35 protein-coding genes and 1 pseudogene are annotated in these 24,384 nt (G+C 48.2%); 1 reads left to right on the top strand and 35 read right to left on the bottom strand.

The window, feature by feature from the left end; genetic code table 11:
- The coding region (locus J4G07_15170) for a hypothetical protein (protein ID MCE2415332.1) at positions 1-690 on the top strand (690 nt) is incomplete at its 5' end.
- Between the two features lie 71 nt (positions 691-761).
- Here the strand turns inward: J4G07_15170 and rplQ are convergent.
- The 35 genes and pseudogenes from rplQ to J4G07_14995 form a co-directional block, all read right to left on the bottom strand.
- Positions 762-1,166 (bottom strand): 50S ribosomal protein L17, encoded by a 405-nt coding sequence (gene rplQ / locus J4G07_15165; protein MCE2415331.1) that lies wholly within the window; start codon positions 1,164-1,166, stop codon positions 762-764.
- A gap of 94 nt (positions 1,167-1,260) precedes the next feature.
- Positions 1,261-2,280 carry a DNA-directed RNA polymerase subunit alpha gene (locus J4G07_15160; protein MCE2415330.1) on the bottom strand — a complete coding sequence of 340 codons (1,020 nt, stop codon included), beginning with the start codon at positions 2,278-2,280 and terminating at the stop codon, positions 1,261-1,263.
- Between the two features lie 194 nt (positions 2,281-2,474).
- Positions 2,475-3,110 carry a 30S ribosomal protein S4 gene (rpsD, locus tag J4G07_15155; protein MCE2415329.1) on the bottom strand — a complete coding sequence of 212 codons (636 nt, stop codon included), beginning with the start codon at positions 3,108-3,110 and terminating at the stop codon, positions 2,475-2,477.
- A 76-nt stretch (positions 3,111-3,186) separates the two neighbouring features.
- Positions 3,187-3,594, bottom strand: coding sequence for a 30S ribosomal protein S11 (gene rpsK, locus J4G07_15150; protein ID MCE2415328.1), 408 nt, complete (start codon positions 3,592-3,594; stop codon positions 3,187-3,189).
- A 121-nt stretch (positions 3,595-3,715) separates the two neighbouring features.
- Positions 3,716-4,108 (bottom strand): 30S ribosomal protein S13, encoded by a 393-nt coding sequence (rpsM, locus tag J4G07_15145; GenBank protein MCE2415327.1) that lies wholly within the window; start codon positions 4,106-4,108, stop codon positions 3,716-3,718.
- Between the two features lie 118 nt (positions 4,109-4,226).
- Positions 4,227-4,343, bottom strand: coding sequence for a 50S ribosomal protein L36 (rpmJ, locus tag J4G07_15140; GenBank protein MCE2415326.1), 117 nt, complete (start codon positions 4,341-4,343; stop codon positions 4,227-4,229).
- A 25-nt stretch (positions 4,344-4,368) separates the two neighbouring features.
- The gene (gene secY, locus J4G07_15135; protein ID MCE2415325.1) at positions 4,369-5,700 is read right to left on the bottom strand and encodes a preprotein translocase subunit SecY; all 1,332 of its coding nucleotides are present in this window, start codon (positions 5,698-5,700) and stop codon (positions 4,369-4,371) included.
- Between the two features lie 49 nt (positions 5,701-5,749).
- A complete protein-coding gene (rplO, locus tag J4G07_15130) occupies positions 5,750-6,226 on the bottom strand; it encodes a 50S ribosomal protein L15 (GenBank protein ID MCE2415324.1) in 477 nt (158 codons plus the stop codon).
- A 149-nt stretch (positions 6,227-6,375) separates the two neighbouring features.
- Entirely contained in the window at positions 6,376-6,885 is a 510-nt protein-coding gene (gene rpsE, locus J4G07_15125) for a 30S ribosomal protein S5 (protein ID MCE2415323.1), read from the bottom strand.
- Between the two features lie 176 nt (positions 6,886-7,061).
- Positions 7,062-7,406 carry a 50S ribosomal protein L18 gene (rplR, locus tag J4G07_15120; GenBank protein MCE2415322.1) on the bottom strand — a complete coding sequence of 115 codons (345 nt, stop codon included), beginning with the start codon at positions 7,404-7,406 and terminating at the stop codon, positions 7,062-7,064.
- 245 nt (positions 7,407-7,651) lie between these two features.
- Positions 7,652-8,221, bottom strand: a complete 570-nt coding sequence (rplF, locus tag J4G07_15115) for a 50S ribosomal protein L6 (protein ID MCE2415321.1) — start codon at positions 8,219-8,221, stop codon at positions 7,652-7,654.
- A gap of 39 nt (positions 8,222-8,260) precedes the next feature.
- Positions 8,261-8,662 (bottom strand): 30S ribosomal protein S8, encoded by a 402-nt coding sequence (gene rpsH, locus J4G07_15110; protein MCE2415320.1) that lies wholly within the window; start codon positions 8,660-8,662, stop codon positions 8,261-8,263.
- A gap of 235 nt (positions 8,663-8,897) precedes the next feature.
- Positions 8,898-9,083 carry a type Z 30S ribosomal protein S14 gene (locus J4G07_15105; protein ID MCE2415319.1) on the bottom strand — a complete coding sequence of 62 codons (186 nt, stop codon included), beginning with the start codon at positions 9,081-9,083 and terminating at the stop codon, positions 8,898-8,900.
- 123 nt (positions 9,084-9,206) lie between these two features.
- Positions 9,207-9,770, bottom strand: coding sequence for a 50S ribosomal protein L5 (gene rplE, locus J4G07_15100; protein MCE2415318.1), 564 nt, complete (start codon positions 9,768-9,770; stop codon positions 9,207-9,209).
- 119 nt (positions 9,771-9,889) lie between these two features.
- Positions 9,890-10,123, bottom strand: a complete 234-nt coding sequence (locus J4G07_15095; protein ID MCE2415317.1) for a 50S ribosomal protein L24 — start codon at positions 10,121-10,123, stop codon at positions 9,890-9,892.
- A gap of 10 nt (positions 10,124-10,133) precedes the next feature.
- Positions 10,134-10,502, bottom strand: a complete 369-nt coding sequence (gene rplN, locus J4G07_15090; GenBank protein ID MCE2415316.1) for a 50S ribosomal protein L14 — start codon at positions 10,500-10,502, stop codon at positions 10,134-10,136.
- Between the two features lie 161 nt (positions 10,503-10,663).
- Complete coding sequence (rpsQ, locus tag J4G07_15085; protein ID MCE2415315.1) at positions 10,664-10,939, bottom strand: 30S ribosomal protein S17; 276 nt, start codon at positions 10,937-10,939, stop codon at positions 10,664-10,666.
- A 113-nt stretch (positions 10,940-11,052) separates the two neighbouring features.
- Complete coding sequence (gene rpmC / locus J4G07_15080; protein MCE2415314.1) at positions 11,053-11,241, bottom strand: 50S ribosomal protein L29; 189 nt, start codon at positions 11,239-11,241, stop codon at positions 11,053-11,055.
- A gap of 122 nt (positions 11,242-11,363) precedes the next feature.
- Positions 11,364-11,777, bottom strand: a complete 414-nt coding sequence (gene rplP, locus J4G07_15075; protein MCE2415313.1) for a 50S ribosomal protein L16 — start codon at positions 11,775-11,777, stop codon at positions 11,364-11,366.
- A 45-nt stretch (positions 11,778-11,822) separates the two neighbouring features.
- Positions 11,823-12,638 carry a 30S ribosomal protein S3 gene (gene rpsC / locus J4G07_15070; protein ID MCE2415312.1) on the bottom strand — a complete coding sequence of 272 codons (816 nt, stop codon included), beginning with the start codon at positions 12,636-12,638 and terminating at the stop codon, positions 11,823-11,825.
- Positions 12,639-12,717: 79 nt separating this feature from the next.
- Positions 12,718-13,071, bottom strand: a complete 354-nt coding sequence (rplV, locus tag J4G07_15065) for a 50S ribosomal protein L22 (protein MCE2415311.1) — start codon at positions 13,069-13,071, stop codon at positions 12,718-12,720.
- 124 nt (positions 13,072-13,195) lie between these two features.
- Positions 13,196-13,471, bottom strand: coding sequence for a 30S ribosomal protein S19 (gene rpsS, locus J4G07_15060; GenBank protein MCE2415310.1), 276 nt, complete (start codon positions 13,469-13,471; stop codon positions 13,196-13,198).
- Positions 13,472-13,495: 24 nt separating this feature from the next.
- Positions 13,496-14,317 carry a 50S ribosomal protein L2 gene (gene rplB, locus J4G07_15055; protein ID MCE2415309.1) on the bottom strand — a complete coding sequence of 274 codons (822 nt, stop codon included), beginning with the start codon at positions 14,315-14,317 and terminating at the stop codon, positions 13,496-13,498.
- 75 nt (positions 14,318-14,392) lie between these two features.
- Positions 14,393-14,692, bottom strand: coding sequence for a 50S ribosomal protein L23 (rplW, locus tag J4G07_15050; GenBank protein MCE2415308.1), 300 nt, complete (start codon positions 14,690-14,692; stop codon positions 14,393-14,395).
- Between the two features lie 5 nt (positions 14,693-14,697).
- A complete protein-coding gene (gene rplD / locus J4G07_15045) occupies positions 14,698-15,345 on the bottom strand; it encodes a 50S ribosomal protein L4 (protein ID MCE2415307.1) in 648 nt (215 codons plus the stop codon).
- Positions 15,346-15,383: 38 nt separating this feature from the next.
- Positions 15,384-16,025: a 50S ribosomal protein L3 gene (gene rplC, locus J4G07_15040; protein MCE2415306.1), complete on the bottom strand. Its 642-nt coding sequence runs from the start codon at positions 16,023-16,025 to the stop codon at positions 15,384-15,386.
- A 137-nt stretch (positions 16,026-16,162) separates the two neighbouring features.
- Entirely contained in the window at positions 16,163-16,474 is a 312-nt protein-coding gene (rpsJ, locus tag J4G07_15035) for a 30S ribosomal protein S10 (GenBank protein MCE2415305.1), read from the bottom strand.
- 119 nt (positions 16,475-16,593) lie between these two features.
- Positions 16,594-17,756 (bottom strand): annotated as a pseudogene (gene tuf, locus J4G07_15030) (elongation factor Tu).
- A gap of 143 nt (positions 17,757-17,899) precedes the next feature.
- Positions 17,900-19,969: an elongation factor G gene (gene fusA, locus J4G07_15025; GenBank protein ID MCE2415304.1), complete on the bottom strand. Its 2,070-nt coding sequence runs from the start codon at positions 19,967-19,969 to the stop codon at positions 17,900-17,902.
- A gap of 103 nt (positions 19,970-20,072) precedes the next feature.
- Positions 20,073-20,543, bottom strand: a complete 471-nt coding sequence (gene rpsG, locus J4G07_15020; GenBank protein ID MCE2415303.1) for a 30S ribosomal protein S7 — start codon at positions 20,541-20,543, stop codon at positions 20,073-20,075.
- 18 nt (positions 20,544-20,561) lie between these two features.
- A complete protein-coding gene (rpsL, locus tag J4G07_15015) occupies positions 20,562-20,933 on the bottom strand; it encodes a 30S ribosomal protein S12 (GenBank protein ID MCE2415302.1) in 372 nt (123 codons plus the stop codon).
- A 247-nt stretch (positions 20,934-21,180) separates the two neighbouring features.
- Entirely contained in the window at positions 21,181-22,440 is a 1,260-nt protein-coding gene (locus J4G07_15010; protein ID MCE2415301.1) for an amidohydrolase family protein, read from the bottom strand.
- Between the two features lie 26 nt (positions 22,441-22,466).
- Entirely contained in the window at positions 22,467-23,099 is a 633-nt protein-coding gene (locus J4G07_15005) for a ThuA domain-containing protein (GenBank protein ID MCE2415300.1), read from the bottom strand.
- A gap of 10 nt (positions 23,100-23,109) precedes the next feature.
- Positions 23,110-23,598 carry a dihydrofolate reductase gene (locus J4G07_15000; GenBank protein ID MCE2415299.1) on the bottom strand — a complete coding sequence of 163 codons (489 nt, stop codon included), beginning with the start codon at positions 23,596-23,598 and terminating at the stop codon, positions 23,110-23,112.
- Between the two features lie 3 nt (positions 23,599-23,601).
- Positions 23,602-24,105, bottom strand: coding sequence for a hypothetical protein (locus J4G07_14995; protein ID MCE2415298.1), 504 nt, complete (start codon positions 24,103-24,105; stop codon positions 23,602-23,604).
- Between the last annotated feature and the right edge of the window lie 279 nt (positions 24,106-24,384).

The raw sequence follows: 24,384 nt of genomic DNA, 5'->3' as shown, positions 1-24,384 counted from the left end.
ACAGCGACGGATCTGTTGAAGGTGGATAGCGAGTTGTCGCGTTTCAGATACGATGACGCAATTGACCGGGAGTACTCAGGTTTAGGCGCGCGGATAGGGCTTCTGGCACATCTAACGGATGCTGTCAGTGTCGGTTTAACCTTGGTCACCCCTGTTGAATTGGGCGTTGATGAGATCTGGTACCAATCGACGCAGGCAGTTTATGACGACGGAGAAGAATTGTCGGATGCTGTGGACGGGGCGCAAGCGTTTGATATTGAGAGACCCTTTGAAATTGGAACTGGAATTGCTGTGAAATTATTTGACGATGATTTGGTCTTGGCAGGTGATGTCCAACTCACGGATTGGACGCAGACCCGCTACGATCCAGCCCCAGCCGATGACATTTCGCAGGATAATTTTGAGGAGTTCTATACCATGACGCTTCAGGCACGCCTTGGTGTCGAATATAGGCTACCTACTATCGATACCTATGTCCGTTTCGGTTATTTTCGGGATACGATTCCGTTCACCGATGCTGAGGTTAACAACACACGCGATTTCTTGACGTTAGGTGTGGGAAAAATCTTTGAAGATTCTCTGAAGTTTGATGTGGGATATATGTTGGGAACTTGGCAGCGGAGCAGGAATGACTTGACCACGGAACGGCTTACACATCGGGTGTTTGTATCCGCCGGGTATCGGTTTTAATAGTTGTCAGCAGTCGGCAGTCAGCGGTCAGAAAGAGAACCTCTTTACCGACTGCTGATAGCCGACAGCCATTAAACCAGTTGAATGTAACCCATCTGTGCGCCGTCGCCTTTTCGGAGTTCACCTCGTATAACACGTGTATATCCACCGCTTCGATCTTGATATCGAGGCCCGATGTCATCGAACAGTTTGCGTAGGATGGCGTGTTTGTCGAGGTCCCTCACTTCTTCTCCCCTTCTGGGTCTATAATGCAGATTGGTCCCATAGAGCATTTTTGCGGCTTGGCGACGTGCGGGTAAGTCTCCGCGTTTGGCGAGCGTAATCAACTTTTCAGCGACACGCCGAAGCTCTTTACACTTTGGGAGTGTCGTCCGAATTTGTTCGTGTTCAAATAGCGCGGTGGCTTGGTTGCGGAAAAGGGCTTTTCGATGGCTTGTCGTTCGTCCCAATTTCCGTCCGCGTTTTCTGTGACGCATCGTCTTCCTCCATTCGGTGAGTGAGGTATCTCCGCAACCTGAAGGTTACGAAGATACCTTTTCTCACCGACTTGTTACGCGTTGTCGTGAAAAATTACACAAGCGGTTGCAAAGGTACTTGCGTCATACTTTCTTCACCGATATCCGCGTCGTCTAAATCGTCCAATTCCATTCCGAGGGAAAGTCCCATGTTGGCGAGCTGTTCTTTGATTTCGTTTAGCGAGGTCCGACCAAAGTTCTTGTATTCCAACATGTCCTTTTCCTCTTTTGTGACGAGTTCTCGTATAGTTTTGATGTTTGCCGTTTCAAGGCAGTTACTTGCTCGGACCGAGAGTTCAAGTTCTGAGACGGGCTTGGCGAGGTATCGATTGCGCCGGAGTTTTGCCTCATCAATCTCAGGTTCCGGTTCAACGTAGGTTTCATCGAATTCTGTGAAGATCTCAAGTTGTTGCAGCAGAATGTTGGCAGCACGTGTGACGGCTTCCTTTGCTGTGATCGTTGCATCCGTCCAGACTTCGAGATTGAGTTTATCGAAATTCGTCATATCGCCAACTCGGGTTTCTTCTACCCAGAAATTCACTTTTTCAACAGGTGAAAACTTAGCGTCGACTGGAATCAATCCGATGTCGTGTCCTACGGATCTATGCTCTTCCGCGAGTGAGTATCCTCTGCCTGTTTGTGCATGAATCTCTATGTCTAATCCTTCGCATTCGTCGAGTGTCGCAATATGTTGGTCAGGGTTTATGATCTCAACAAGTGCGTTAGAGCGGATGTCAGCGGCTGTAACTTCACAAGATCCCTCCGCTTTCAGTGTAAGTTTCATTGGGTCGTCAGTCGCGATACTTAACCGGATCTCTTTCAGGTTGAGTATAATCTGTACGACATCTTCCACGACTCCGGGAATTGTAGCGTATTCATGCTTTACTTGCTCAATTTGGACGGCTGTAATCGCCGCGCCTTTGATTGAGGAAAGGAGGACACGGCGTAGCGAATTACCGAGAGTTGTTCCGAATCCGCGCTCAAAAGGTTCTGCGGTATATTTTGCGTAATTAGGGCGTAAGGAATCTGTATCCGTTTTTAGCCGCTCGGGCATTTCCAGCTCGGACCTTATCATCGATTTCCTCCGAAAAGCTTGTTAATTGTTAACCCATAAACGTCGGGTGCTGTGGCGGTGGCCCTGCTAATAAAATGTGTCTTTAGGTTGAAAGAAGACGGTCGTCCGTAATGAAATGGAGGACGGATTTAAGAAGAGGACGCCATTCTGTTCAACCCACTTTATTTCTCCGCAAGGACATTAAAAAAATGTGTCTATCGGGAGTAAAGTTCAATGATGAGTTGCGTTTCAAGGTCAATGGCGATTTGTTCTACCACAGGTGCTCCTTGAACACGCCCTTCTGCTTTGTCCGCATCAATTTCCAACCATTCAGGTGCGCCGCGATGCTCCGTGTATTCTAATGCCTCTTGGATAGTCCCAAGGTTCCGGCTCCGTTCGCGAGGTGTGATGACATCGCCAACTTTCACGATGTAAGAGGGGATATTAACCCGTTTGCCGTTCACTGTGAAGTGATTGTGCTTCACGAGTTGACGCGCCTGATTTCGGGAGGTTGCGAACCCGAGTCGGTAAACGACATTGTCTAACCTACGTTCAAGGAAGCTAATTAAATTCTCACCAGCGATACCTGTTTGCCGCGCTGCTTTGAAGTAATACCCCCGAAATTGTTTTTCAAACACACCGTAAGTGCGTTTGACTTTCTGTTTTGCGCGCAACTGTCGACGGAAATTGTCCGCACGGCTTCTGCGTGGCGGGGTCTGACCGTGTTCGCCAGGCGGGTAGCTGCGGCGCTCAAAAGAACATTTCGGTCCGTTGCATCGACGCCCTTTCAGAAAAAGTTTTTCACCTTCCCTGCGGCATAATTTACAGACTGAATCTAAGTATCTACTCATTCCCTCTCCTTGTATGTGAATTTGACCTGTAACTCGTGCTTTTAAGGCTCGTTTCGGAGGCGAGTTTCAGGTCAATTTAAACCCGTCGCCTCTTAGGCGGACGACATCCATTGTGGGGGATAGGCGTTACGTCCTTCATTAAGGTAATTTCGAGTCCGGCTGCAGCGAGTGCGCGTATGGAAGACTCTCTTCCAGATCCGGGGCCTTTGACTCGCACTTCTACGCGTTTCACGCCGTGATCCATTGCTCTACGCGCGCACGCTTCCGCCGTCTGTTGGGCGGCAAAAGGCGTTGACTTCCGGGAACCTGTGAATGTCATTCCAGCGTTCGCCCAGGCAACAGTGTTTCCGTTTAAGTCTGTGATCGTAATGATTGTATTGTTGAAGGTGGCTTGTATATGCGCTATACCTTCAGGAACGTTCTTGCGTTCTCGTCTTCTTCCACGCAAAACGGTTCTCCTTTTTTTATCAGTCGTTAAGGTTATCGGTTATCAGCCATCGGTTTCCATCGGCTTTCAGAAGAAGGGTTATCAACTGTTGGTTGTCAGTTTTCAGGAAAAAATTCTCTTTCTGACCGCTGACCCCTGATGGCTGACTGCTATGCTTCTAACCGCTCTTGCGTGCTGCCTCTTTGGCTTTTCTACCGACGGAGATGGTTCGGGCCTTTCCTTTACGGGTTCGCGCGTTGGTATTCGTGCGCTGCCCGCGGACAGGTAACTGCCGACGATGTCGGAGTCCACGATAACTGTTGATGTCCATCAACCGTTTAATATTCTGGTCGATTTCACGGCGTAAATCACCTTCAATCATATATTCTTGAACTTTGTCTCGGAGTTGACCAATCTCGTTTTCGGCGAGGTTGTCAACCTTTTTTCCGGGCTCGAGATCCAGATCGGTGACAATTTGCGCTGCGGTGTAACGACCGATGCCATAGATTGCCGTCAAGGCAATATCCACCCGTTTGTTTCGGGGTAAATCAACCCCTGCGATCCTTGCCATGAGTTTCTTCCCTTTTTTTCTGTTCCTTGCAGAAGCCTGTTACGTAGCGGAACGGACTCGACACCAGAAACTATCACCGTGCTCACAACGAGACGTATCCGCAAGGTACAATTAAAAATTAGCCTTGGCGTTGTTTGTGCTTCGGGTTTGAAGGACAAATGACGCGGACTACTCCTTTTCGTTTAATAATTTTACACTGGTTACACATCTTCTTAACAGAAGGTCTGACTTTCATAATGTCCTCTTTCAGGGTAAAGTGCTTAACGCCGTCTGCCTTTGAGTTTTCGATCTTTTAAGAATCCTTCGTAATGGCGGACCGTTAAGTAGGATTCGATTTGTGACATTGTGTCTAACACAACGCCGACAACGATCAAGATAGAAGCACCTTCCACCATGTTGCCAACCTGAAGTTGGCTCGTGATAATAATCGGAATCACAGCAATGGCAGCGAGGAATACTGCTCCCGGCAGTGTGATGCGTGTAAGCGTCGTGTTGATGTAGTCTGCAGTCTGTTTACCTGCCCGTATACCTGGAATAAAACCGCCGTATTTCTGTAAATCCTCTGCCATCTGGATTGGATTGATTTGCACAGCTGTGTAGAAATAGGTGAAACCAATAATTAATAAGGCGTAAACGGTGAGATACAACGGTGTTCCCGGAGCGATGAGTGTTTCTACACCCGTTACCCAGCCCCAGTCGCGTGGTAGAAAACCGAGCACAGTCGGCGGGAACTGGATCAGCGTCACAGCGAAGATGATTGGAATCATACCAGCCGCATTAACACGAAGTGGCAGATGTGTTGATTGCCCACCGATAACTCTGCGTCCACGAATCTGTCTGCCGTATTGCACCGGAATCTTCCGAACGGAAAGCGTGATAAACACTGTTCCCATAACAGCTACAATCACAAGACCCACTAAAAGCGCAAGCTGTAAAATTCCGAACTCTGGTCTTGTCACAAGGTTGTTGAAAACACTTGTGACACCACCGGGCAATCCAGCAACGATACCGACTGTAATAATTAATGAAATACCTTGTCCAATACCGCGCTCCGTGATCTGTTCACCCAACCACATCACAAAAGAGGTGCCAGCTGTGAGTGTTATAACGACAAGGAAGTGCCACCAGAGGTCCGGGTTTCTCACGATTTCGCCTGCTTGTCCAGTTATGTTTTCTGGGTTCCGCAGGACAATGCTAATCGTTATCCCTTGAATGATACTCAAGATAACTGTTCCGTATCGCGTATATTGCGTAATCTTCTTCCGACCATCAGGTTCTTTGGAGAGTTTCTCCAAGGAGGGCACAATGACAGCGAGAAGCTGCATAATGATTGAGGCACTGATATACGGTTGTATACCGAGCGCGAAAATAGTCATCTGACTAAACGCACCACCTGAGAACAAGTCGATGAACCCAATGACGTTCCCACCACGCTCCATGAGTTGCTGGAAAAAAGCTTCGAGTGCTTGATCGTCAATACCCGGAAGTGTGATGTGTGCACCAAGGCGGTAAACAATCAAGAGCAACGCTGTAAAAATGATGCGTTTCCGCAATTCGGGTATTTTAAAAGCGTTTTGAACTGCCTTAATCACTTATTTTTTTTCCTCCTGTACGGGCTGGGTTACCCAACCCCTACGATGCTTAAGCAGAGTCGTTAGTGTTCGCAGTCATCCCGAGGACCTCGGTCGTGCCACCTTTGGATTCAATTTTCTGGATCGCAGATTTTGAAAAGCGATGTGCTTGGACTTTCAACTGTTTTTCGAGCTCACCGTCGCCAAGTATCTTTATCAGGGCGTTTTTCCCTTTGATTATTCCTGCTTCGCGAAGGACATCAGGGGTGATAATTGCGGCATCTTCAAAAATGTTAAGGGTTTCAACGTTGATGACATCGTATTCCAATCGTTTATGTCCGGTGCGCCGCGGTCCTCGCTTCGGGAGCCGTCGAACCAATGGCATCTGTCCACCTTCAAACCATGCCGGAATTGAAGCACCAGATCGGGATTTTTGACCCTTGTGCCCACGTCCACTGGTGCCGCCCCAGCCTGAAGCGTTACCTCTCCCGACCCGCTTTCTTGAGCGCTTCGCGCCCGGGGCAGGTTTAAGTTCATTCAATTTCATCAGGATTTACTCCATTTTTTCTGGTTATCAGTCTTCAGCCCGCGTTGCTGCGCAACCCTTTCGGTTTCCATCAGCAAAAAAGTTGTGTGGCACTTACGCGGATCTCACTAACTGCTGACACCTGACTGCTGACCGCCAATTGCCAATCTTTAGCGTTTCTTGAGCAGTTCTTCAACAGAAAGGTCTCGCAACCGAGCGACTTCATTAACGTCTTTGAGGCTCTTTAAGCCAAGCATGGTAGCTTCAGCGATATTTTTCACGTTCCGAGAGGAAAGGCATTTTGTGAGCGCGTCTCGAACGCCTGCGAATTCAAGGATAGCACGCGTCGCGTGTCCTGCGATGATGCCTGTCCCAGGACTTGCTGGTTTTAGCAAGACTTTGGCGGATTTAAATTCGCTGATGATCTCATGTGGAAGCGTACCGTTGGTAATTGGAACCCGAATCAGATTTTTTCGGGCATCTGCAAAACTTTTTCGGAGCGCACCAGCGACTTCGCTCGCGCTACCGAATCCGATACCAACAATACCATCACGATTCCCAACAACCGTGAGTGAGTTAAAACTGGGCGTGCGTCGTCCCTTACCAACTCGCATCACACGATTGATGGTAATCATGCGTTCCTCAAATTCATGTTCATCAGGGTTGATTTTATCTTTCAGCATGTTTTAAGTTATGGCCTCCTGGGCCTCCCTCCGCTTCGTTTAGCGCGGGTTTCTGGTGGAATTCCTGGCATCTCTAAAAAGGCATACAGGAAACACTGAAAACCTGCCCGAAATATAACGGAGGGGTTTTTGCTTGGGTGTTCCCTGAGCAGAAACTTAATAGGTAAAAAAGATTAGAACTTTAATCCTTCCGCTTTCGCAGCTTCAGCAAGCGCTTTTATGCGCCCATGGTAGAGATGTCCGCCCCGGTCAAAGACAACTACCTCAATCTCCTGCTGCTTGGCTTTTTGCGCGATAAGCGCACCGACGCTCCCCGCTGCCTTGACATTGCCACCGTTTGAGAGGTGCTCTTTCAGTTCCGGAGATAACGTGGAGGCTTCGGCAACCGTCACACCAAGTTCATCATTAATGAGCTGCGCATAGATATGTTTTGAACTTCGAAAAACAGAGAGTCTCGGTCTATCCCCGGTGCCGCTAATTTTTTGGCGGACTCGCTTGCGGCGTCGTAAATGGCTCATCCGTTTCTTTTTTGTAAGTACCAAGGGGTCTGTTCCTTTGAACCTGAGTATTTCTACAATAATTTATAGAAATCTCGGTATGCAATCACCAATAGATTGGTGGAACCTACAAAGTTAGCATCTAAATGCTAACGCTTTTTGACTTCTAATTGCGAATTGTCGGATATTTCTGTATCGCTTCGACATCGCGCTGGTGCGGTTGTGTGCTTCTTTAGTAAAACCGCAGCGCCCAAAATACCACGACATTACCCAGCAGCCGCTTTTCCTTCTTTATCTCGGACGCGTTCGCCATCGTACCGGATGCCTTTACAAGGCTTATAAATCTCCGGTTTCTTGATTTGACGAATAGAGGCTGCCACTTGTCCAACTAACTGTTTGTCGATGCCACTGACGGTGATAGGTGTATGTATCTGTCCATCTATTGTTTCAGTGGGTTCAACGCTCAGTGTTATTCCGTCAGGCGGGGAGTAGGTAACGGAATGCGAATAGCCAACATCAAGAACCAAATTGCTCTCGCGATTGACCTCCGCGCGATAACCCGTACCGACGACTCGTAGTTTTTTCTCAAAGCCCTCTGAAACGCCGGTAACCATATTGGCAATAAGGCTACGTGCCAATCCGTGCAGGGCTTTGTGCTGTTTGAGTTCACTCTTTCTTTCGACGCTTAGAACGTTTTCTTCAACCGTCACATTGATTCCTTCGGGAAGCTTCCAATTGAGACTTCCTTTCGGTCCGTCTACCTGCACGTCACTGTTGTTTAAAGCGATTTGCACCTTGTCGGGCACTGGAATCGGTGTTAGTCCAATACGTGACATTCTATGTCTCCCAACTCGTTGAGCGTCATCAGCAAGATGTTACCAGACGTAACAGAGAACTTCGCCCCCGACTTTATCCTGTCGGCATTGTGGGGTCGTTTTGAGTCCACTGGATGTTGACAAAATGGCGACTCCGAGTCCTCCGAAAACCTGTGGCAAATTATCGGATTTGGCGTAAACCCTTCTGCCCGGTTTGCTGATACGTCTTAGGTTTGTGATGACCTTCTCTTTTTTCGTGTTTCCGTATTTCAAGTAAATTCTTAAAATTCCCTGTTTCTCATCTTCGATTAAACGATAATTTCTGACGAAACCTTCTTCTGACAGGATGCGTGCGATCTCAGATTTAACTTTTGAAGAGGGGATTTCGACGCGTTCATGTCCTGCCATATTGGCATTGCGGATACGTGTTAGCATATCAGCAATCGGATCGGTCATCGACATGAAAGATTCTCCTTATTTTGTTTTTTAATTATCCCTTGCGGTTCGGTCAGGTGGGTTTGATGCATAAAGTGTCTTTCCGTATATCCGTCCTCCATTACATTACGGGCTATGGGGTTTGTATTATCTTTCTTTTTATCCAAAGCACGTAGCCTGCAACAACGACGCAGGCGGATTTAAGAAACACCCTTAATAGTTGAAACGGACCTTATTCCTCCGCAAGGTAAAATTAAAAAATTTACCAACTCGCCTTTCGCACACCGGGTATTTTACCGGCGCGGGCAAAGAGTCGGAAACAGATACGACACAACTCAAACTTGCGAAGATACCCACGCGATCTCCCGCAACTTTTACAACGACTATATTCTCGGGTTCGGAACCGCGGGGTCCTTTTCTGTTTGGCAATCCATGATTTACTTGCCAATCTGAATACTCCTTTTCTTACTTACCCGTAGCACCTACGGGGGTTGCCTCCGGCTGTTAAACTGGAGGTGCTGGTAAAGGTGCCTATGAGATCTTTTTACAGAAGCTTGGCGAAAGACCTCATCTATTTTCGGAAAGGCATGCCTAAAAGACTTAGCAACTCGTGACCTTCTTCGTCAGTGGGGGCGGTTGTAACAATGGTTACATTCAGTCCGCGAATATCGTTAACGTTGTCGTAATCGATTTCCGGAAAGATTAACTGTTCCGTGAGCCCCAGAGAATAGTTGCCGCGACCGTCAAAAGCATCGGCTGATATACCGCGGAAGTCCCGAATTTGGGGCAGCACGATGTTGATTAAGCGATTGAGAAATTCATACATTCTTTCCTGTCGCAATGTAACCTTACATCCGATCGCCATGCCGGGGGTGCGCCCTAACTTTGACGGACCTCTGATTTTGAACGCAGAGATAGATTTTTTCGCACGGGTGATCACCGCGCGTTGCCCCGCAATAAGTGTCAGTTCTTCTACGGCATCTTCCAATGCGCTTGGATTCTGAACTGCTATACCCACACCGATATTCAGTGTAATTTTGTCCACTTTCGGAATCTGCATCACATTCTCATAATTAAAATGCTGTTGCAATGCAGGCACCACTTCTGTTTGGTAAAATTCTTTAAATGGGCTCATAAGCCTTGTATCCTATAGAGATTTCTGGTGAAAAAACACCCGCTTTCTGACCGCTGATGGAGAACTGACGGCTTTTTTCAATGGGCTTTTTCAGCAGGTGCTGGAGTGCTCTCTTCCGATTAACCATCAATCTTTTTCAGGTTAGAAACGTGAATCGTGCCTTCGCGTTCAACGATACCGCCTTGTCCTGCCTGATTTGGACGGAGGTGACGGACAACTATATGAACACCTTCAACGATTGCTCGTTGTTTCTTCGGGAACACCTCTAAAACGACACCTTGTTTACCGCGATCTTGTCCACTGAGGACTAAGACTGTGTCGTCTTTTTTGATATGTAGTTTTCGCTGTGCCACAATTGTCCTCCTAAATAACCTCGGGTGCAAGCGAGACAATTCGGGTGAACGCCTTTTCTCTGAGTTCGCGTGCGACGGGTCCAAAAATTCGAGTACCACGGGGTTGGTTCTGCGGATCAATCAGAACTGCAGCGTTCTGATCGAATTTAATATAGGAACCGTCTGCGCGTCGATATTCTTTCGTCGTGCGGACGACAACTGCCCGAACAACTTCACCGGCTTTTACCTGCGTATTGGGGGTCGCTTCTTTGATGCTTGCTACAATCACGTCGCCTACGCGCGCGTAGCGTCGACGGGTCCCTCCAAGCACACTAATGCACATTAACTTCCTTGCGCCGGTATTATCAGCACAGGTTAATCGAGTATATGATTGAACCATTTTTGTATTCTCCTCTACCGTTTTCAAAACGGAAACCTGTTTGGAAACGTCAGAGTGGAGATGAAACCCTTTCTTCTCAAGTGCCGTGCGAACCATATTGCCTGCGTCTCTCACCCGATAATACAGGTGGCACATACCACCCTCACTGGTGGTGGCACTTCTTAATCGTTGGCGGTCTGTCCTGCGCTTACTACCGATTGGACACGCCACCGTTTATGACGACTCCGCGGCCGGGTTTCGACAACCTGCACCACGTCACCGACGTTACAATTGTTCTGTTCATCGTGAGCCAGAATCTTTTTCGTTTTCCGGACGACCTTTTTGTAAAGCGGATGTTGAAAGCGCCGAACAATCGACACTGTGACAGTTTTATCCATACTGTTACTGGTAACAAGACCTGTCCGAAATTTGCGATGTCTACGTCTTTCCTCGCTCAACTTTATCCTCCAAACCAGTCAAAACCTATTAAATTACGTTTTTTCAGCACACAGTACAAATTTAATGAGACGGAATCCGACTATATCACCTTACCTATTCCTATAACTCCCGTCTACTCTGATCGGAGCCGTAGGAAGGTTTTCACGCGTGCGATGTCCTTCCGAATCTTACCGATAGTTGTTGTATCCTCTTGTTGTCCTAAAATACTTCGGAATCTCTGGTTGAACAGATTCTCTTTAAGAGTTTTCAATTCACCTTCCAATTCTTCAGTCGTTTTTCCTCGTAGTTCATCCGCTTTCACTATTCCAACCTCCATGTGTGTTGTCAAACCGATACCATAGACATGACGCTCTCCTGGAGAGTTTCAAAGGAATTCCTTTGAAGCACCCCAGCCGGATACCATGTCTGTAGAAGCAGACGAAATTACTCATTCCGTGCAACGAACTTGGTTTTGATTGGCAATTTGTGGGCGGCTCGTTCCATCGCCCCTTTTGCATCTTCAAGCGAAACGCCACTGAGTTCATAGAGAACTCTGCCGGGTTTAACGACAGCGACCCAGTGTTCAGGCGGACCTTTCTTACCCTTACCCATGCGCGTTTCAGCAGGTTGTTTACTGAGTGGTTTATGTGGGAAAATTTTGATCCACAGTTTTCCACCACGGCGTACATATCGCGTGATAGCAACACGTGCCGACTCAATTTGGTTGCTGGTAATCCAGCCAGCTTCCATCGCTTGTAAGCCGTATTCGCCGAAGTTAATCTGTGAACCCCGGAGTGGCTTCCCACGGCGTTTTCCACGATGCACATAGCGGCGCATCACGCGTTTCGGCATTAACACCTTAAAATGCCTCCTTAAAAATCTGCCCTCTGGGTTGTTGGACAGTTATGAATCGCTTCGGGAATCGCCGCCGCTTCGACGCGGTCGGCGCCGACCTCTTCCTCTACCCTGTTCCCCGGATTGACGGGAGCCAGAGCGTCTATCGCCGCGTCGGCGATCGGAGCGCTGCGAACCTGTGTCTTCACGGCGTCCAGATTGACGACGGACGGACGGTTCTCCCTTCAAGTTATCCGGGACACCGATAATTTCGCCTTTGAAGATCCACGTCTTGACCCCGATTTTACCATACGTTGTATTCGCTTCCGTAAAACCGTAGTCAACATTCGCTCTGAGGGTGTGAAGAGGAACGCGTCCCTCGATGCTGGATTCGGCACGGGCGATTTCCTTGCCGTCCAGTCTACCACTCACCATGATCTTGACACCCAATGCCCCAGCTTGTATGGAACCAGAGATTTTTCGTCGCATCGCTTGTTTAAAACCCGCACGACGCTCTATTTGTGTCGCGACATCTTCTGATACGAGTTGGGCATCGAGTTCTGGTTCTCTAATCTCTGAGACATTAATCCGTACAGGACAACCGACCTCTTTTTCGAGCAGCGCTTGTAGTTTTTCAGCTTCCGCACCGCGACGCCCAATTACAATACCCGGACGTGCTGTATGGATGTTAATACTGCAACGGTCCGCCACGCGTTCCACTTCAACACGCGAAATACCAGCACGCGCAAGTTGTTCTTTGACGAATTTCTGAATTTTAAAATCTTCATGGAGCCATTTGGCATAATTCCGCTCGCTGTACCACTTTGAATCCCACGTCTCAATGATTCCTAAGCGTAAGCCACGCGGGTGAGTTTTTTGTCCCACGCAAACCTCCTATCGAACTCTTCCCCGTTCGCGACATAACATAGAAGCAGTGTTGTTGGTGTTTGGTAAGTGCGCGGCGTTATTCACCATTATCACTACTCTCCTCATCAACGACGACAATAATATGGCTACTCCGTTTTAGGATTCTGTTCGCCATACCTCGTGCCCGGGGACGTATCCATTTCCGCGTAATCCCTTCATCAACCCGAATCTCTTTAACATATAGGTTTGTGATATCGATGTTCGGATCTTGATATTGCGCATTCGCAGCTGCTGACTGAATTAACTTGTAAATTATAGGGGACGCGGCTTTATGCGTAAAGCGCAGCTGACTTAACGCATCCTCAACGTATTGATTACGGACGAGATCGGCTACTAAACGTGCTTTCCGCGGCGCAACCGACGCGTTCCTAATCTTAGATCTGGCTTCCATCAGTATCTCCTAATAAAAGCAATTTTCGGGTTTCATTGTGATTCGCTACCAAGCGTCCAAGTGCTTCATCTCATCATAAGATGAAGTTGCGGAGTCCTCGCTGGACGATGAAGCTACCACAAGGTTATCTTCTACCTGCAGCGCCACCGGTGTGTGAACGGAAGGTGCGAGTCGGCGAAAATTCTCCGAGTTTGTGTCCTACCATATTCTCGGTTATATATACTGGAAAGAATTTTTTTCCGTTGTATATTGCCAATGTGTGGCCTACCAACTCAGGGGTAATCATTGAACGGCGAGACCAAGTTCGCACCACCCGTTTGCTGCCAGAACGTTCCATAGCGGCTATCTTCTTAGCAAGTTTCGGGTCTATGTAGGGTCCCTTTTTGACAGAACGCGCCATTCTATTTCTCCTTTTTCTAAAAAACTATTTCCGTTTCCCAACAATGTAGCGGTTTGATTTCTTCTTCGGTTTTCGGGTCTTATACCCTTTCGTTGGAACTCCCCAAGGCGTTACTGGATGCCTACCACCCGAACTCTTACCTTCGCCACCGCCATGCGGATGATCGATCGGATTCATAGCGACGCCTCTAACTTTCGGGCGTTTTCCGAGCCATCTCGAACGTCCAGCTTTACCAATAACAATCTGGCTGACGTTGCCGACCTGCCCGAGTGTTGCCATCCCTCGAACCGGGACAAGGCGAATCTCACCGGAGGGGAGTCGAATACGGGCGTACTTTCCTTCTCTGTCGACCAACTGCGCAGCGGCACCAGCACTCCGCACAAGTTGTCCACCTTTTCCAGGACGCATCTCTATATTGTGGATTGACGATCCGAGTGGGATTCTGTCAAGCGGTAAAGCATTACCGGCGCGGATTTCTGCGTCTTCGCCTGATTGCAGCATATCGCCAACCTGAACACCGACGGGCGCGAGAATGTAACGTTTCTCACCGTCAACATAGTGTAATAAGGCGATATGAGCCGACCGGTTCGGGTCATACTCAATTGCGGCAACTTTAGCAGGAATGCCAAACTTGTCTCGTTTGAAGTCGATGACCCGGTATCTGCGCTTATGTCCCCCACCGCGGCGTCTCACAGTCAAACGACCCTTGGCGTTCCGACCAGCGTTCTGTTTCGCTCCTTTGACAAGAGATTTTTCCGGTTTACTCCGCGTAATCTCCTCAAAGGTATACCCAGTCATGAACCGGCGACTTGGGGTTATGGGTGAATAAGTTTTAGGCACTCTGATTTCCTTTTTTTAGCAATCGGTTTCCATCAACAGTCAGATGACTGACGGCTGACAACCGACACCTGATGGCTATTCCTATATGGTGTCAAACGCTTGGATCGTTGCCCCTTCTTTCAGGGTAATAATCGCTTTCTTCCAATGTGGTTTTCTGCCCCGTTGATAACGCAACATTTTACCTTTGGGCTTACCACGAACACGCATGGTGCGAATTTTAAGAATATCCCCTTCGATGTCAAACAATTCTTCCGCGGCTTGACGAATTTGCGGTTTCGTTGCCTTACGATCGACAATGAAGGCGTACTTGTTAGATTCACGGAGTACCGTGCTCTTCTCCGTTATTAGTGGTTGTAATATGACTTGATATACATCTTTCATCAGTTTTATCCTTCTATTTCTGAACTGATGTTGATAAATTTGGATTCCAACTTCTCGGCGGCGGTCTCGGTAATTATCAGCGTATCATGCCACATCACCTCATAAATGTTGAGGTGATTCCATGTGCAGCTGTTAACTTGTGGAATATTCCCGACAGAAAGGTTGATATTCTGACTGTGTTCGTTCAAAACGAGCAGTACTTTCCCTTCCGCATTGACCGCCTTAAGCATGCTAACTATGTCTTTGGTGCGGGGTTTTTCAAGTGTGAAATCTTCAACGAGAATGCACTGCTGGTTCTGAAACCTGTCTGCAAGTGCGCTGTGAAGTCCAAGGTGGCGAACCCGTTTCGGAGTAGCCTGCCGGTAACTCCGCGGTTTCGGACCGAACGCTACACCGCCGTGTACTCGAATTGGCGACTTGGCGTGTCCGACACGCGCTCTACCTGTCCCTTTTTGGCGGTAGAGTTTCCTCCCGCTACCTTTCACTTCACTCCGGGTTTTAGTGGATGCTGTGCCTTGTCTCTGATTCGCGAGGTAAGCAACGACACACTGGTGAATGACAGGACCATTCACTTCAGCGTCGGTGAACGCATCGGCTAATTCCTTTTCTCGGAGAACCGCCCCGGATATGTTGTGTACGTCTAAAGTTGACATATTTTCCTCTTGACAATCCACTTAATTAGATCGTCTACCTATGCACTCCGTGCTTTAGATGCTTTTCTTATCAGCAGCAACCCGTTCGGCGGTCCGGGAACAGCCCCTTTAACCACCAATAAGTTGCGCTCTGGATCGGCTTGGATCACGGACAAGTTTTGGATGGTATGCCGTTTGGCACCGTGACGCCCCGCCATCCGTTTTCCTTTAAAGACCCGGGAGGGGGTCGCGCTCGCACCAATGGAACCAGGACGACGCAAATCTTGCTCGCCGCCGTGAGTTTTCTTACCACCAGCGAAGTTCCAACGTCTCACCACACCGGAGAAACCACGTCCTTTCGAAGTGCCTGTCACATCAACAAGTTCACCCTCTGAAAAGACGCTCGCATCGACAATACTTCCTACAGACACGTCATCAAGACTCTGGACTCGAAATTCCCGAAGGGCAAATGCCGGGTCTACCCCAGCTTTCGCGAAATGCCCTTGCTTCGGTTTATTTGTGCGATTTTCTTTCTGTTCTCCGAAACCCAATTGAACCGCCTGATATCCATCTTTTTCTTGCGTTTTAAGTTGGACAATGGGGCAGGGACCTGCTTGGATGACGGTAACAGGCACCGCTTTACCTGAGTCCTCAAAGACTTGTGTCATGCCGACTTTGCGACCGATAATTCCATTAACCATTTTCTTTCGCCTTTTTTTAATAACCATCAGCCGTCAGAGCGGGGTTCTACGAAAACCCTTACAGCGGTCAGTTATAAGAGGGGCTCTGTTACCATAAACCTCTTCACTGACTGCTGACTGCTGACTGCTCACTGCTTCTATAGAAGCGTAATTTTGACATCGACACCTGCAGGCAGGTCCAAACGCATCAAGGCATCAACAGTTTTAGGTGTCGTCTCTAAGATATCCAGCAGACGTTTATGAATCCGCATCTCAAATTGTTCACGCGACTTCTTGTCTGTAAACGTTGAACGTTGAACGGTATAGATATGCTTTTTCGTCGGCAGTGGAATTGGACCGGAAACAGCTGCACCTGTGCGTTTCGCAGTATCTGCTATCTGCTTTGACGACAGGTCTAACAACCGATAGTCAAATGCCTTGAGCCGGATGCGAATTTTTTGATTGTCCATCTTTTCGTATCGCCTTCATCAAACAGAGGGATTTGTTCAATGACATCTTGATGCGGATGTACGAAACCCCTTGTATTGATTACTTAAAAAGGGCGGAGCATTAGCACCGCCCAATCATTTTATTCAATAATTTTGGAAACAACACCGGCACCGACAGTCTGCCCACCTTCACGGATTGCAAATCGAAGTTGTTCTTCCATGGCAATCGGTTTAGACAGTTTTACGGTAATCTGTGCGTTATCGCCAGGCATAATCATTTCGATGCCTTCCGGGAGGTTCATCTCGCCGGTTACGTCGGTTGTCCGGAAATAGAACTGCGGCCTGTATCCGCTAAAGAATGGATTCCAACGTCCACCCTCATCTTTTGTCAGGATGTAGGCTTCAGCTTCAAATTGAGTATGCGGTGTAACTGTCCCAGGAATTGCCAAAACCTGTCCGCGTTCGACGTCATCGCGTTCAACACCACGTAATAGCGCACCGAGGTTGTCGCCAGCTTGACCTTCGTTGAGGCTCTTTTTAAACATCTCAACACCTGTAACAACGGTGTCTTGTGTTTCACGTAACCCGACGATTTCAACGGTCTTCCCAATTTCGATGGTGCCCCGTTCCACTCTTCCAGTAACAACAGTTCCACGTCCACTGATGGTGAAGATATCTTCAATCGGCATCAGGAAGGGTCTATCGGTATCGCGAATGGGTTCTGGAATGTATTCATCAACCGCCGCCATGAGTTCAAGAATAGGCTGGCATGCTTCGTTTTCAGGATCACCAGCAGATTCCATTGCTTCAAGGGCAGAACCTGTGATGATAGGAATATCATCGCCAGGGAAGTCGTAATCGCTGAGTAATTCGCGAACTTCTAATTCGACAAGTTCAAGCAGTTCTTCGTCATCAACCATGTCTGCTTTGTTCAGGAAAACGACGAGAGATGGCACGTTCACCTGCCGGGCAAGTAGCACGTGCTCACGCGTCTGTCACCGTCCATCTGTGCCGCACCGGTAATCATATTCTTGATATAGTCGGCGTGTCCCGGGCAATCTACGTGTGCGTAATGCCGGTTTTCGGTTTCATACTCAACGTGCGCTGTATTAATGGTAATACCACGTTCTTTTTCTTCAGGTGCCTTATCGATTTCGTCATACTCCATGACGTAGTCTGCGTCAGCGAGCTTCGAGAGCACCATCGTGATTGCTGCTGTCAGCGTTGTCTTACCGTGGTCAACGTGGCCAATTGTTCCAACATTGACGTGTGGTTTAGTCCTTTCAAACGTTTCCTTAGCCATTTTTGTCCGAGCTCCACTAAAGTTTATTGTTATATGGGTTATCAGTTCGCCTGCGATGCAGCCCGCACTGAAAACTATTAAAATTCTGTGTCCGCTTGTCGGAAATGAGAACACTCCGACAGTTCGGACACCTTAAAAACTACTTAACGATTCGCTGATGAAATTAAATCTTCCATCACGCTTGTTGGGACTTCGTTATAATGGGCAAACTCCATAGAGTAGTTGGCTCTACCCTGTGTGAGTGACCTCAGGGTTTTGACGTACCCAAACATTTCTGATAGAGGGACATCAACATGAATAACTTGAATACGAGATTTCGCTTGCATTTCGGTTTCACGTATCTGCGAACGCCGCGAATTCAGATCGCCTATCACTTTGCCGAGATACTCGTCAGGAACAATCACCTCAACGTCCATAATCGGTTCGAGGAGCGTCGGGGTGCCACGCTTCATTGCGTCTTTAAATGCCATCGAACCCGCGATAGAGAACGCCATTTCTGATGAATCTACGGCGTGGTGCGAACCGTCTACCAGTCTGACTAAAACATCAACAACTGGATAGCCCGCTAAAACCCCCGTATTCATCGCGTTCTCAACGCCTTTCCGCACTGCAGGGATGTATTCCTGCGGAATAACGCCACCTTTGGTTTCGTCAACGAATTCAAAGCCTGACCCTTTTTCAACGGGTTCGACCTCGAGCACAACGTGCCCAAACTGACCCCTACCACCAGATTGACGCACGAAACGCCCAACAGATTTAACCGCTTTGCGGATTGTTTCCCGATAGGCGACTTGGGGGTTGCCAACATTCGCCGAGACGTTAAACTCGCGCACGAGTCTATCAACGATGATTTCAAGGTGAAGTTCACCCATACCCGACAATAAGGTTTGTCCTGTTTCGCTGTCTTGATGCACCTTAAAGGTCGGATCTTCTTCAGCGAGCTTCGAAAGGGCGAGGTTCAGTTTATCAATATCAGATTGGGTGCGAGGCTCAATGGCGATACACATCACCGGCAGCGGGAACACCATCGTTTCTAAGGTGATATGTGCCTTCGGATCGCAGAGCGTATCACCCGTTGAGAGGTCTTTTAACCCAATTACGGCGGCGATGTCGCCTGCGTGAACGGCTTGATGTTCTTCCCGTTTGTTGGCGTGCATCTGCATTAACCGCCCAATCCGCTCGTGTTTTCGAGTTTTACTGTTGTAGACAGTATCGCCTTTCCTGAGGATACCGGAATATACACGTAAGTAGGTAAGTTTGCCAACGTGAGGATCCGTCATGATCTTGAACGCCAATGCACAGAAGGGTTCATTATCATGTGGGGGACGTGTTTCCGCTTCTTCGGTTTTCGGATGAAACCCTACCACAGGTGGCACGTCAGTGGGTGCCGGTAGATAGGAGACAATCGCATCTAAGAGCGGTTGTACGCCTTTATTTTTTAGAGCAGTTCCGCACAGAATCGGGACGATATTCCCAGTAATGACAGCGTTTCGTATGCCTGTTTTAATCTCTTCAGGTGAGATTTCGACACCATCCAAGTATTTATGCATCAGTTCTTCGTCGTGATCAGCGATAGCCTCTAACATCCGATCGCGATATTCGGTTGCCATTTCCTCCATCTCCCTGGGGATGTCTGTCTCTTGAATGACAGTGCCATCGCTACCAGCGTCTGTTCCAACGTTCCAGATCTGGCCCTTCATGGAGATGAGGTCTACGATTCCTGTGAATTGTTCCGCGGAACCGATGGGAAGTTGCACGGGGATCGCTGTCGCACCGAGACGTTCTTCCATCATTTCAACAGTGCGGAAGAAATCGGCACCCGTTCGATCCATTTTGTTGACAAGTGCGATTCGCGGTATGTCGTATTTATCTGCTTGTCTCCAAACAGTTTCAGATTGGGGTTCAACCCCGCCAACTGCGCAAAAAACTGCGACTGCACCATCGAGGACGCGCAGTGAGCGTTCAACTTCGACGGTAAAGTCAATATGCCCCGGTGTATCAATGATATTGATTTGGTGTTTTTTCCACTGACAGGTTGTTGCGGCGGCAGTAATCGTAATACCGCGTTCCTGTTCCTGCACCATCCAATCCATGGCAGTGGTGCCATCGTCCACATCTCCGATCCGATAGAGTTTACCGGTATAATAGAGTATGCGTTCGGTGACAGTGGTCTTCCCGGCATCAATGTGCGCCATGACCCCGATGTTTCGCATGTGGGGCAATTCTAAGCGTTGTGGGTTACTATTTCTTTTTTCCGCCACGGTTGGACGACTCCTTTTATATTTTAACGGCTCGGTATAAGCCGGGACGCATTTTTTACCACCGATAATGCGCGAAAGCTCGGTTCGCTTCTGCCATTCGATGCTGATCCATTTTCCTGCGAATCGCGCCACCTTCGTTCTGCGACGCTTCGAGTATTTCACCCGCAAGACGTTCTGCCATCCGTCTTTCGCCGCGGCCGCGAGCGGATTGAATGATCCAACTGAAAGCCAACCGCTGTTTCCGTTCTGCTTTTACATCAACAGGGACTTGATACGTCTGACTACCGACACGCCGGGGTCTAATTTCCAATACCGGCTTGACATTGTTGATCGCTTGACGGAACACGGCGAAGCCATCTTCGTTCGCCCGGGATTCAATAATCTGGAAACTCTCATATAGGATTGACTGTGCCGTGCTTTTCTTGCCATCCAACATGAGGCTATTGATGAACTTTGACACCAGCTTGCTGTTGTATTTCGCGTCAGGGTTGACATCCCGTTTGCTGATGTTTCCACGTCTCGGCATCTACTCTTCCTCCGTTGTTTAAGCCGGTTTCCGTGCGCCGTACTTTGAACGGCCTTGACGACGGTTATCGACACCTGCTGTATCCAGTTTGCCGCGGACAATGTGGTAACGGACATTAGAGAGGTCTTTCACTCTCCCGCCCCGGACTAAAACGACTGAGTGTTCTTGCAGATTGTGATCGATCCCCGGAATGTAACAGGTCGCTTCGTAGCCACTCGTGAAACGCACCCGAGCAACTTTACGCAGTGCCGAATTCGGTTTGTTCGGCGTTACGGTTTTCACCTGTAAACAGATGCCGCGCCGCTGGGGACACTGCTCCAGTACCGGAGATTTGGTCTTTTTCCGGGACTTTTTGCGCGGCTTTTTGATTAATTGATTAATTGTTGGCATTTCAGACCTCCGCAATGATATGGCTATGGGTTTCTCGTGAAAATAAAAAAGCCCCGCGCGGGGCATTATAACTTCAACAAATTAACGTGGAATTTTTAGGTACGACGTTAGAATGTTTCCGTAATTGCCCCCTCGTTTCTAAAAAAGATTGATTACGGTTTCCAAGACTAATATTATACACAATTTTTTAGGCGGTGTCAAATTTTTTTTGAAAAAAAGTAAAAAAAATTGAAATTCTGCGAATTTTCTACTTTTTTAGCAATTTTCCGCCTAAAATAACGGTTTGAACGCTCAAATTTTCGTCAGCAATAACGATATCTGCCGTTTTACCGCTCGCAATTGAACCTACCGAATCTGCAACGCCTAAATTTTGGGCAGGCGTTAAAGTCGCCATCGTTAAAGTGTTTTCCAAGGAGTGTCCCCAGTTGATAACGTTACGAACACCCTCCATCAATGTAATTGTTGCACCCGCAAGACGTTCAGTCGGTTTGCCGACATCCAACCACATCGCTCCGTTGCGGATGTATTTCTCGGTGCTCTTGCTCTCAAAGGCTGTGTCGTGTTCGGAAATCGCATCTTCATTGAGGCGATAGGCATCCAACTCGGGCACATAAGTTGCTCCGGTTTGCCAGTCTTTCGCAGGGACACCGGCATGTTCTGTGCAGTCCGTAATTAACCCAACGGCGTGAATGCCTTTTTGTTGGATGAGGGTATTCCCCCAGAAGGGGTGGACATGGTGTTCATCGACGATGAGTTCGGCGTGGATGTCTGGATGGGCGAGAACTGCTTCAATCGCGCCGAGGGTACGGTGGTGCAACCCACTCATACCGTTGTAAGTATGGGTGGCACGTGTCACGCCTGCGCCAATTGCCTCCATGGCTTGTTGGTAGGTCGCGTTTGTGTGCCCCATCGCGATGACGATGTTATTATACGCATCCGCTTTATAGGTCGTGAGATGCTTGATAAACTGCAGGTTGTCATCGTTTTCTGGCGCGACAGAAATCACCTTTAAAGTCCCATCCGAAGCCGCCCACATCGCATGGAATTCTTCAAAGTTCGGTCGTGTAATGTATTTCGCGTTCTGGGCACCGTTTTTGGCGAGACTCCCGAATTTTCCTTCCACGTACGACCCTAAAATCCGAGACCCGTCTGCTACCGGTTCGTCAACGACGTGTGCAATAGCGGTTAAGGCATTGTTGATTTGTGCCATGCTCCCCGAGGAGATACCTAACACCAACGAGGTGACACCGCTACGCGCATGGGCTCGCGCTATCGACTTGATGTCTTCAACCTCACCTGTCATGCTATCATAGCCACCGCCACCGTGCACCAGTCCGTCAATCAATCCGGGAATGACAAAGCATCCGGAGGCATCAATTGTTGCCCCTGAGGGTTGCAGTCTCTCAGATGTTATCGTTGAAATTTTGTCGTTTTGAATGACGATACTCCCGTGTCCATAGTGCGTTGGGGTGTAGATGTCGCCATTCACAATTGTCAGGGTTTCCATATCTCCAAAATGCCTTGGATTTTTGCCTATATCTGTTCCGCTACCCACAAGATACTTTGTGCCAGGAATCGTAAAAAAGGTTCTACTTCAAAATCTTTCTGGTGCCCTAATGAAGTATAACAGATGCGTCCACCATTATGCAAACGGGTCCATGCGACAGGTTCTGAATGTTCATCTGTCCGTCCCGTTAAGAGTAGAGAAGTATCGTCGCGAAGTGATGGGTTTTTGTAAAGACTCCCGTAACAGTCAAACGCTGGAATGCCGTTCAGGATAGGATGTCCTGTAGCAATCAATTCCACGTGCGTGGGAGGACCGTCACCGTAATGGCCTTGATAGTCGCCTCCCAATACGGCTTTATCGAATTCCAGCCAGTTTTGATAAGCGTGGCTCGCTGTTCTGACACCAACGAGCGGCTTGCCTTGTTCGCAGTAGGCTTGAAATTGTTTCAGTGATGCCCCCTCTGTATTGAGACGGCGTGTGAAAACCAATAGCACATCTGCATCATCTAACGCTTCTAAAGACGGATCGTGATCTTCTGAATTGTAGACGACTAAATTCGTTTGGATCGGATAGTGTTTTTCAACGAATGTTTTGAAAGTCGTCAAGGATACCTCGGAATCGTACTCAAAGGAACCGGAAAGCATACACAAATTAAGCACCGAACACCTCCTACTTTCTTTCTAAAAACAAAAAACTGTAAGGATACGGATTTTTCTCGTCGGGTTCACCATCAATGCGTTTGATTTCTTGCCACGCTTCGGTATCGAACGCTGGAAAATAAACATCGCCTTCAAATGTTCCGTGGATCTGCGTCAGGTAGAGTCGGTGTGCGTGCGGTAAAAAGGCTTCGTAGATAGGTGCACCGCCGCATATCATGAGTTCCTCTGTTCCCGCACAAAGTTTGAGGATCTCTTCCACCGAATGGGCAACGATACACCCTTTCGGTGCCTCGTAAGCCCTGTTTCGTGTGAGAATGATGTTGCGCCGCTTGCCCAGAGGACGTTTAAGCGTTTCAAAGGTCTTACGTCCCATAACGACGGGCTTGCCAATTGTCATATCGCGGAAATGTCGTCGATCGACGGGCATCTGCCATGGGATATCCGGTCCGTTACCGATGAGCCTGTTTTTATCCAGTGCGGCAATCATTGAAACTACCATTTTTTAAGATTCTGCTCCTTCCTCCTGTTTTCCTGCTCTTATCCCACTTAAAACCCGTTCAGCAAAATGGATGACTGTCTCCTTTGCCATACGGGGGACGAGTTTGATTTGCTTTTCCTGTTCCCATTCAACCTTAAATTCTTCGGCGTTCACAAGCTCGTTAACCCCGGTCCTGATGCTCTCCAGATCGATTTCAAATTGTTCGACGAATTCCGCGAGATCCAGCGGTTCTTCTGTTTGAAAAGCAAGGACTTCTATCCAGAGCCACATGCCCAACCGTCGTGTGAAGTGCGACAGATTCTCAGCTGTATCCACTAAGCGCGTGATTGACGCGAAGCAGTAGGCGGCGTGGTGAGGGTAATTAATGATAATCTCTTCAAATTCCTCGAAAGCAATTTGAATGAGAAAACCGGCTTCCTCTGCCAGCGTAAGTTCGTCTGAGACTGAGGAATTGCCGTTCTGTTGAGAGTGGTCGAAATTGTCTTGATTTTGCTTTTTCTTTGTCATAGTCTCCTTAAATTACCGTTATGTTCCGCCAGGTCCGGTAGGGTCTTTCACCCAACCGCACCGGATATCGGTAAAAATTACCCGATTAAATTATTAATCTTCATGTATCCTCGCCTCTGTAGACTGTCTAATTAATTCTAAACTTTACTATAATGCCAGTTTGAAAATAAATCTGTAGGTGTTTTTGCTTGGGTGTTTCCTCTAGTAGTTTGTCAACGTTATTTTGACTTTTTGTAGGTGTTTTTGATTGGGTATTTCCTGCAGGTAGAACGGAGTGAA

The organism is Candidatus Poribacteria bacterium (assembly GCA_021295715.1).
In the GTDB taxonomy this organism is placed as follows: domain Bacteria; phylum Poribacteria; class WGA-4E; order WGA-4E; family WGA-3G; genus WGA-3G.
Note: the sequence above shows the minus strand (reverse complement) of the source record. Positions and strands in the feature narration are given on the sequence as shown.

Excerpts from the sequence above, each read along its gene's own strand:
- rpsH (MCE2415320.1), bottom strand. The coding sequence starts at position 8,662 with ATGTCGATGACCGATCCGATTGCTGATATGCTAACACGTATCCGCAAT.
- rpsL (MCE2415302.1), bottom strand. The coding sequence starts at position 20,933 with ATGCCAACAATTAATCAATTAATCAAAAAGCCGCGCAAAAAGTCCCGG.
- J4G07_15010 (MCE2415301.1), bottom strand. The coding sequence starts at position 22,440 with ATGGAAACCCTGACAATTGTGAATGGCGACATCTACACCCCAACGCAC.
- rpsM (MCE2415327.1), bottom strand. The coding sequence starts at position 4,108 with ATGGCAAGGATCGCAGGGGTTGATTTACCCCGAAACAAACGGGTGGAT.
- fusA (MCE2415304.1), bottom strand. The coding sequence starts at position 19,969 with ATGCGAAACATCGGGGTCATGGCGCACATTGATGCCGGGAAGACCACT.
- rplW (MCE2415308.1), bottom strand. The coding sequence starts at position 14,692 with ATGAAAGATGTATATCAAGTCATATTACAACCACTAATAACGGAGAAG.
- rplE (MCE2415318.1), bottom strand. The coding sequence starts at position 9,770 with ATGAGCCCATTTAAAGAATTTTACCAAACAGAAGTGGTGCCTGCATTG.
- rplF (MCE2415321.1), bottom strand. The coding sequence starts at position 8,221 with ATGTCACGTATTGGACTAACACCGATTCCAGTGCCCGACAAGGTGCAA.
- rplC (MCE2415306.1), bottom strand. The coding sequence starts at position 16,025 with ATGGTTAATGGAATTATCGGTCGCAAAGTCGGCATGACACAAGTCTTT.
- rplD (MCE2415307.1), bottom strand. The coding sequence starts at position 15,345 with ATGTCAACTTTAGACGTACACAACATATCCGGGGCGGTTCTCCGAGAA.
- rplQ (MCE2415331.1), bottom strand. The coding sequence starts at position 1,166 with ATGCGTCACAGAAAACGCGGACGGAAATTGGGACGAACGACAAGCCAT.
- rpsJ (MCE2415305.1), bottom strand. The coding sequence starts at position 16,474 with ATGGACAATCAAAAAATTCGCATCCGGCTCAAGGCATTTGACTATCGG.
- J4G07_15000 (MCE2415299.1), bottom strand. The coding sequence starts at position 23,598 with ATGGTAGTTTCAATGATTGCCGCACTGGATAAAAACAGGCTCATCGGT.
- rpsG (MCE2415303.1), bottom strand. The coding sequence starts at position 20,543 with ATGCCGAGACGTGGAAACATCAGCAAACGGGATGTCAACCCTGACGCG.
- rplR (MCE2415322.1), bottom strand. The coding sequence starts at position 7,406 with ATGAGCCATTTACGACGCCGCAAGCGAGTCCGCCAAAAAATTAGCGGC.
- J4G07_15160 (MCE2415330.1), bottom strand. The coding sequence starts at position 2,280 with ATGATAAGGTCCGAGCTGGAAATGCCCGAGCGGCTAAAAACGGATACA.
- rpsD (MCE2415329.1), bottom strand. The coding sequence starts at position 3,110 with ATGAGTAGATACTTAGATTCAGTCTGTAAATTATGCCGCAGGGAAGGT.
- rplO (MCE2415324.1), bottom strand. The coding sequence starts at position 6,226 with ATGAAATTGAATGAACTTAAACCTGCCCCGGGCGCGAAGCGCTCAAGA.
- rplV (MCE2415311.1), bottom strand. The coding sequence starts at position 13,071 with ATGGAAGCCAGATCTAAGATTAGGAACGCGTCGGTTGCGCCGCGGAAA.
- rplN (MCE2415316.1), bottom strand. The coding sequence starts at position 10,502 with ATGGTTCAATCATATACTCGATTAACCTGTGCTGATAATACCGGCGCA.
- rpsS (MCE2415310.1), bottom strand. The coding sequence starts at position 13,471 with ATGGCGCGTTCTGTCAAAAAGGGACCCTACATAGACCCGAAACTTGCT.
- J4G07_14995 (MCE2415298.1), bottom strand. The coding sequence starts at position 24,105 with ATGACAAAGAAAAAGCAAAATCAAGACAATTTCGACCACTCTCAACAG.
- rpmJ (MCE2415326.1), bottom strand. The coding sequence starts at position 4,343 with ATGAAAGTCAGACCTTCTGTTAAGAAGATGTGTAACCAGTGTAAAATT.